Annotated in this window: 1 protein-coding gene; it reads right to left on the bottom strand. The window is 69.2% G+C overall.

Annotation, left to right across the window (positions count from 1 at the left end):
- Nucleotides 1-224: IS110 family transposase (locus SLW56_RS20835; protein WP_320695411.1), on the bottom strand; the 224-nt coding region annotated here is incomplete at its 3' end.
- Nucleotides 225-240: the final 16 nt, after the last annotated feature.

Raw genomic sequence — 240 nt, forward strand, 5'->3', positions numbered from 1 at the left:
CGTTCGCTCAGCCGCTGTTTCAGCGCCCGGATGATCGGGTTGTGGGTCATGGCCACCAGGGCCGGCATGAACAGGCCTGCGCGCAAGCGGGGCGAGCCGGTGCGCGAGATGCAGACGTGGCCTTTGCGCTCGCCCGACTCCTGCAGGCACGGATTCAGGCCCGCGAAGGCGGTCACCGCCGAGGCATCGGCGAAGCGCCTCACATCGCCAAGCTCGGCCAGCATCAAGGCCGCGCTGGTA

This window comes from Xanthomonas sp. LF07-6 (genome assembly GCF_034105445.1).
Taxonomy (GTDB): Bacteria; Pseudomonadota; Gammaproteobacteria; order Xanthomonadales; family Xanthomonadaceae; genus Xanthomonas_A; species Xanthomonas_A sontii.